The organism is Microbacterium sp. H6, from assembly GCF_003314775.1.
GTDB classification, from domain to species: Bacteria; Actinomycetota; Actinomycetes; order Actinomycetales; family Microbacteriaceae; genus Microbacterium; species Microbacterium oxydans.
The window spans coordinates 1679-7444 of sequence record NZ_QOAY01000164.1 but is presented as its reverse complement, the minus strand read 5'-3'; the positions used below and the strand labels follow the sequence as shown (position 1 = coordinate 7444).

The window sequence follows — 5766 nt, the reverse complement described above, 5'->3', positions numbered from 1 at the left end:
CTCAGCCGCGCCGGCGTCGCCCGCCGCTAGGCACTCCGCCCAGCCGCCGCGCGACGGCGCCCGAAACCGAGCTCACGAGCGCCTCGAGTGGACCGCGACGCTTCAGCGCCGCCAGGATCGCGCCGATGACGATCGCGCCAAGGATGTGGACACCGAGGATCGCCGGCCCCAGGTACCACCACGGGAGATCCGTCGACGCGTCGACCGCACCGGAGAGCAGCACGAACGAGGTGGCCGCCGCGGCGAGCACGTGCACCGTGTAGACCGTGAGCGGAGCGGCCCCCGCCGCCCTGACGGGCTCGAGCACGCGAAGCGCGGACTTGGGGAGGACTCCGGCGAGGAACAGCATGCTCGCGATGACGAAGAGTGCGATGCCGACCCCGCGCAGGATGTCGAGGGTCGTCCCCGTGTGCGGCGTCTGCAGCACGAGCGCCCACCACTGCGGAGAGAGTGGAGCGCCGAAGCCCGGCGTGCCGATGATGCTCTCGGTGGCGGCAGCCGCCTCGGGCGGCAGGGTCGCGACGAGGACCGCGCGCCCGAAGAACTCGTAGACGAGGGCGCTGGTCGACACGGCGAACACGGCGAGGAAGGCGCCGATGCCGGCCGTCCACGCGAGGAATCGCTTCTCCGTCCCGTTGCGCCGAGCGGCGATCAGCAGTGTGGCGACGGCCATCCCGACGAGAACGTAGACGATCCAGGTCACGACGGGATAGGTGCCGGTGACGAAGATCGCGCGCAGCGCCACGGCCGGCTCCCCCCACTGCGGCCAGGACACTCCGCCGCCCTCACCGATGACCCCCAGGGCCTGTCGCAGGAAGGCGTTGAGGATCGGCCCCGCGATCGCGAGGATCGCCGCGGAGACGAGCAACCAGCGCGGACTCACCCTGAGGAACGGGATACTGCACAGCATGGCGACACCGAAGTAGACGAGGACGACCACGATGCTTCCCGGCGCCAGGGCGAGCGTCGCCCCGATGAGGATGACGAGCACACCCCGCACAGCCATCGCCCACCGTGCGGCGGCGACGTGGCCGCGTTCCAGGTAGGAGCGGGTGGCGAGCACGACGCTGATCCCGCCGACGACGGCGAACAGGGTCGAGGCGTTCCCGTCGACGATGGTCGACACGCCTTCGACGTGGCCTGGCAGGCCGGCCGGCGGGAGCAGGTGGGCGCAGAACATGCCGATGATCGCCAGGAAGCGCGCGAAGTCGATGCCGACCATCCGGCCGAGCTCGCCGCGACGACGTGCCGCATCCGACTCGGGTGGAGGCGTCGGCTGCTCCCTCCGCGCCGTACGGTGCGGTCGGGCGATCGTGTGCGTGTTCGTGTCTTGTGGCACGGTGCTCCCTCGTTCCTGCGGCGCCCGGTCGGCGCCTCTACGACGATGCCGGTTCTTCGGCCGCTCCACGTCCGTCCACCGGATGATCGATGTCATCCGCCGGAGGGCTTCTGTGCGCGTGGATAATCAGGTAAGGCTCAGCTAAGTTAGAAGGGTACGATCCGCCGACCCGGGACTCCGCCGTGCGCCCATCCGCGCCCCTGCTGAGCGTGCGTGACCTCTCCCTCACCCACGCCGATGCGGCGCACCCCTCTCCGCGTGATGTGACCTTCGACATCGATGCAGGAGAGGTCGTGCTCCTGCTCGGGCCCTCCGGTTCGGGCAAGTCGACGCTCACCCTCGCCCTCAACGGGCTCATCCCGCACGCCCTCCCCACAGCCATGATCGGCACGGTGGAGGCCGGCGGCATCGACACGGCGAGCGCTCCGACCGCGACGCTGAGCACCCGCGTGGCGATGGTGTTCCAAGACCCCGATGCGCAGATCGTCACCGGCAGTGTGTACGACGAGGTCGCGTTCGGCCCCGAGAACCTGCGACTGCCGCTCGACGTGGTGGAGAGTCGCGTCGAGGAGGCACTGCGCCGCGTCGGGCTCTGGGAACGGCGCACGGTGAACCCCGACCACCTCTCCGGCGGCGGACGGCAGCGACTCGCGATCGCCGGTGCCCTCGCGATGGGCTCACCCCTCATCGTGCTCGACGAACCGACCGCGAACCTCGATGCCCAGGGCATCGACGACGTGTACGCCGCGCTCGCTGAGGTGGTCGCTGCGGGTGACCGCGCCATCCTGCTCGTGGAGCACAACCTCGATGCGGCTATGTCGTTCGTCACGCGGACGATCGTGCTCGACCGCGAGGGTCGGGTGGCTTTCGACGGACCGGCGGCCGAGATCATCCGCGAGAACGCCGACGAGCTGGTCCGGATGGGCGTGTGGGTTCCGGCCGCCACCCTGACGGCGCTCCGACTCCGGGGTCAGGGGTTCACACTCGATCCGCTGCCGCTGTCTCCCCCGGAACTCGCCGTCGCACTCGAAGGTCAGCCGGTCTCGTCCCTGCCATCGAGCCAGACGACGTCGTCGAGCCGCACGACGTCGTCCGCCTCGACGACGAAGAGCGACGCCACGACACGGGTCGAGCCGATCATCCGCGCGCGAGAGCTGACGGTGCGCCGGCGTCGTGCCGAGATCCTCCACAGTGTCGACCTCGACCTTGCCCCCGGCAGTCTCACGGCAATCGTGGGTGCGAACGGGGCGGGCAAGACCACGCTGATCCAGGCACTCGCGGGCGTCGTACCGCCACCGCGTGGACAGGTGTCGGTCGACGGCATCGACCCGGGGACCGCGTCTCCCCGCGACCTCGCCGCACGGATCGGGTTCGTGTTCCAGAATCCCGAGCACCAGTTCATCGCCCCGACGGTGTTCGACGAGCTCGCCCATGGGCTGCGGCTGCGCCATGTGCCCGACGCCGAGATCACGGCGAGAGTCGACGAGATGCTCACGCGCTTCGGACTCGAGCACAAGACGGACGTGCATCCGTTCTTGCTCTCGGGCGGTGAGAAGCGGCGCCTGTCGGTGGGCACGGCGCTGATCACCCGGCCCCGTGTGCTGGCGCTCGATGAGCCGACCTTCGGACAGGACCGTGCGAGAGCCGCTGAGCTGCTCGATCTGCTGCAGGAGCTGCGCGCGGACGGGACGACCATCCTGATCGTCACGCACGACCTGCAGTTGGTGGCCGAGCACGCCAGCCACGTCGTGCTCCTCGCCGAGGGTCGGGTGCGGGCGACCGGGCCCACCGCCGCGCTCCTGCAGGACGAACTGCTGTTCACGGATGCAGGGCTGCAGCTGCCGGCCCTGCAACGCGTGCTGGCGTCCGCCGGCCTCGGGGTGAGCTCATGACCGCGACGACGTTCGACCCCTATGCACGCATGACGGCGACGTCGCGCCGGCAGTTCCTCTACACACTGAATCCGCTCGCGAAAGTCGCCGGCTTCGCACCAGCGATGGTGCTGCTCGTCTTCGTACGGGATCTGGCGACCCCCGCCGCGTTCCTGGTGCTCGCCTATGCGCTGATCCTGGTCGGCGCGCGTCTCACCGTGCGGCTCCTCGCCCTGCTGCTGCTCGCTCTCCCCGCCGGGATGCTCCTGATCGGCATCGGCTTCTCCCTGTGGGTCGACACCGGACTGGTCCACGACTCCACTCCGGTCGTGCGCATCGGGGACTGGACGCTCTACAGCGGGGCCCTGCTCCTCGGCTTCGCGACAGCGCTGCGGCTCGGCTCGATCGTCGCTCTCGCGCTCGTCGGCGGGCTCACCACCAGCGGGCCCGACCTGGTGCGGGCCAGTGTGCAGCAGCTGCGGGTACCGTATCGGATCGGCTACACGGCCTTGGCGGCCTTCCGTTTCGTGCCGCGGTTCGGGCATGAGCTCTCCGTGATCAGGGCGGCCCATCGGGTGCGCGGGTATCACGGCGGTCGCGGTCCGTTCGCGCGCATCGCCCGGGGGTGGGGGTACATCGTGCCGCTGCTCGCCGGCGCGATCCGCCACGCCGAGCGCGTCGCGTTGGCGATGGACTCGCGGGCGTTCGGTGCACATCCGACGCGCACCGAGCGGCACCTGGTCCCGTTCCGGACGCGAGACACCGTCTTCACGGTCGCGACCCTGCTGGCCTCTGCAGCCATCTTCGTCGTCTTCTTCCCCTGGCAGCTTCCCTGAAAGGCGTCCTGATGGCGTTCAGCAAGATGGTCAAGCCCGAGTCGTCCGAACTCCTCCACCTGACGGTGCTGCGCACGGAGCAGCTCTCGGCGCACTGGATCCGGGTGACGCTCGGCGGTGGCGAGATCGAGAAGTTCCGGCCGATGGGGTTCGACCAGTGGTTCCGATTGTTCCTGCCGATCGGAGGGGATGCCGGGCTCGACCGGGTGCCGGCGAAGGCGAACAAGGTGTTCGGGTACCTGAAGTTCCTGCGCATCCCCGACGGTGAGCGTCCGGTGATGCGCAACTACAGCGTGCGCGCGTACCGTCCGGCGACCGCGGAGGCCGGCGCCGAGATCGACGTCGACTTCGTGCTGCACGGCTCGGCCACGGACGGCACCGCCGGCCCCGCGTCGCGATGGGCGGAGACCTGCGAGCCTGGCGAGCACGTGCTGATCATCGACGAAGGCCTCACGTTCAACCCGCAGCGCGGGGTGGAGCGGGTCGTGCTGGTCGGCGACGAGACCGCCCTGCCCGCGATCTCCTCCATCTGCGCCTCGCTGCCTGCCACTGCGACGGGCACCGCGATCGTGGAGGTGCCGAGCGACGACGACGCTCTCGCGTTCACGCATCCCTCGGGCGTCGAGGTCGTGTGGATCGTGCGGCCGCATGGCATCGCTCCCGGGGCGCTCGCCCTGGAGACGCTGGCACGCGCTGCCCTGCCGGATGCGCCGTTCCACGCGTATGCGGCGGGCGAGCAGGCACTCGCCTCAGGGGCGCGCAAGCATCTCGTTGGCACACGCGGGGTCGACAAGAATGCCGTGAGCTTCTGCGGCTACTGGAAGATCGGCGCCTCATCACCCGCCTCGAAGGCCGCGCGCGACGCTGCAGCGGAGCCCCTCGCGTGAGCGGAACGGATGCAGCCGATGGCCTCGCCTCCAGGGGATCAGTGGGAGATGCTCCCGCAGCAGCAGCAGCCGGACATCGCGCGTCAGTCGCCGGTGGACGATTCCGCTTCCCCACCGCCATCCTGCTGACCTGTGCCGCGCTCGGCGTCGCCGGGGCGGTGCTGCTCGCGCCGATGAACTGGTTCTCGACGCTGCTGACCGGGCCGCTGCCCTTCGTCGGCATGGCCCTCGCCGGCCTGTGGCTGTTGTCGTCCGTGATCGCGCTGAGGCTGCTGCGGAAGCCGCTGGTCGGACTCCTCGTCGCGCTGATCGCCGGCCTCGTGATGGTCCCGTTCTCCGGGTACGGTTTCAGCAGCGTGCTGACGAATCTCTGGTGGGCGGCGTTCACGGAGCTGCCGTTCCTGTTCGTGCTCTGGCGCTACTGGGGAACGTGGATGCACTACGTCGGCGCCGTCGTCGTGGGCGTCGTCTACCCGATCTCGGCGTGGGCCTGGTTCGATCTCGGATCCATGTCTCTCTTCGCCCAGGTCGCCTTCTTCGCCGTGACGATCGCCAGCTGCGTCGGCGGCACCGCCCTCGGCATCCTGATCGCCGACCGTCTGCGCAGGGCAGGAGTGGGCAGGGCAGGAGTGGTTAGGGCAGGAGTGGGTAGCGCCGGAGTGGGCAGGGCAGGAGTGGTTAGGGCAGGAGTGGGTAGCGCCGGAGTGGGCAGGGCAGGAGTAGGCAGCGCCGGAGTGGGCAGGCCAGCTGTCAACGGGCGCCGCTGAGCCTCAAGAGCACAGCCGCCCTCATCACACTCCTCAGGTGGGGCCGACCGGTGCCGTAAGACGGAG

General features: G+C 69.9%; 5 protein-coding genes. 4 read left to right on the top strand and 1 reads right to left on the bottom strand.

The genetic code is table 11. The annotated features are described in order from the left end of the window. Position 1: 1 nt before the first annotated feature. Entirely contained in the window at positions 2–1339 is a 1338-nt protein-coding gene (locus tag DSP71_RS10275) for a heparan-alpha-glucosaminide N-acetyltransferase domain-containing protein (protein WP_082682648.1), read from the bottom strand. Positions 1340–1521: 182 nt separating this feature from the next. Between DSP71_RS10275 and DSP71_RS10270 the strand changes: the two genes are divergently transcribed. The 4 genes from DSP71_RS10270 to DSP71_RS10255 are packed head-to-tail and all read left to right on the top strand — an operon-like array spanning position 1522 to position 5700. Then, a complete protein-coding gene (locus tag DSP71_RS10270; RefSeq protein WP_113681035.1) occupies positions 1522–3231 on the top strand; it encodes an ABC transporter ATP-binding protein in 1710 nt (569 codons plus the stop codon). Then, positions 3228–4046, top strand: a complete 819-nt coding sequence (locus DSP71_RS10265) for an energy-coupling factor transporter transmembrane component T (protein WP_058632145.1) — start codon at positions 3228–3230, stop codon at positions 4044–4046. The genes DSP71_RS10270 and DSP71_RS10265 overlap by 4 nt, the downstream gene beginning before the upstream one ends. Positions 4047–4057: 11 nt before the next feature. After that, positions 4058–4933, top strand: a complete 876-nt coding sequence (locus tag DSP71_RS10260) for a siderophore-interacting protein (protein ID WP_113681034.1) — start codon at positions 4058–4060, stop codon at positions 4931–4933. After that, complete coding sequence (locus DSP71_RS10255; protein ID WP_258546369.1) at positions 4930–5700, top strand: ECF transporter S component; 771 nt, start codon at positions 4930–4932, stop codon at positions 5698–5700. The genes DSP71_RS10260 and DSP71_RS10255 overlap by 4 nt, the downstream gene beginning before the upstream one ends. Positions 5701–5766: the final 66 nt, after the last annotated feature.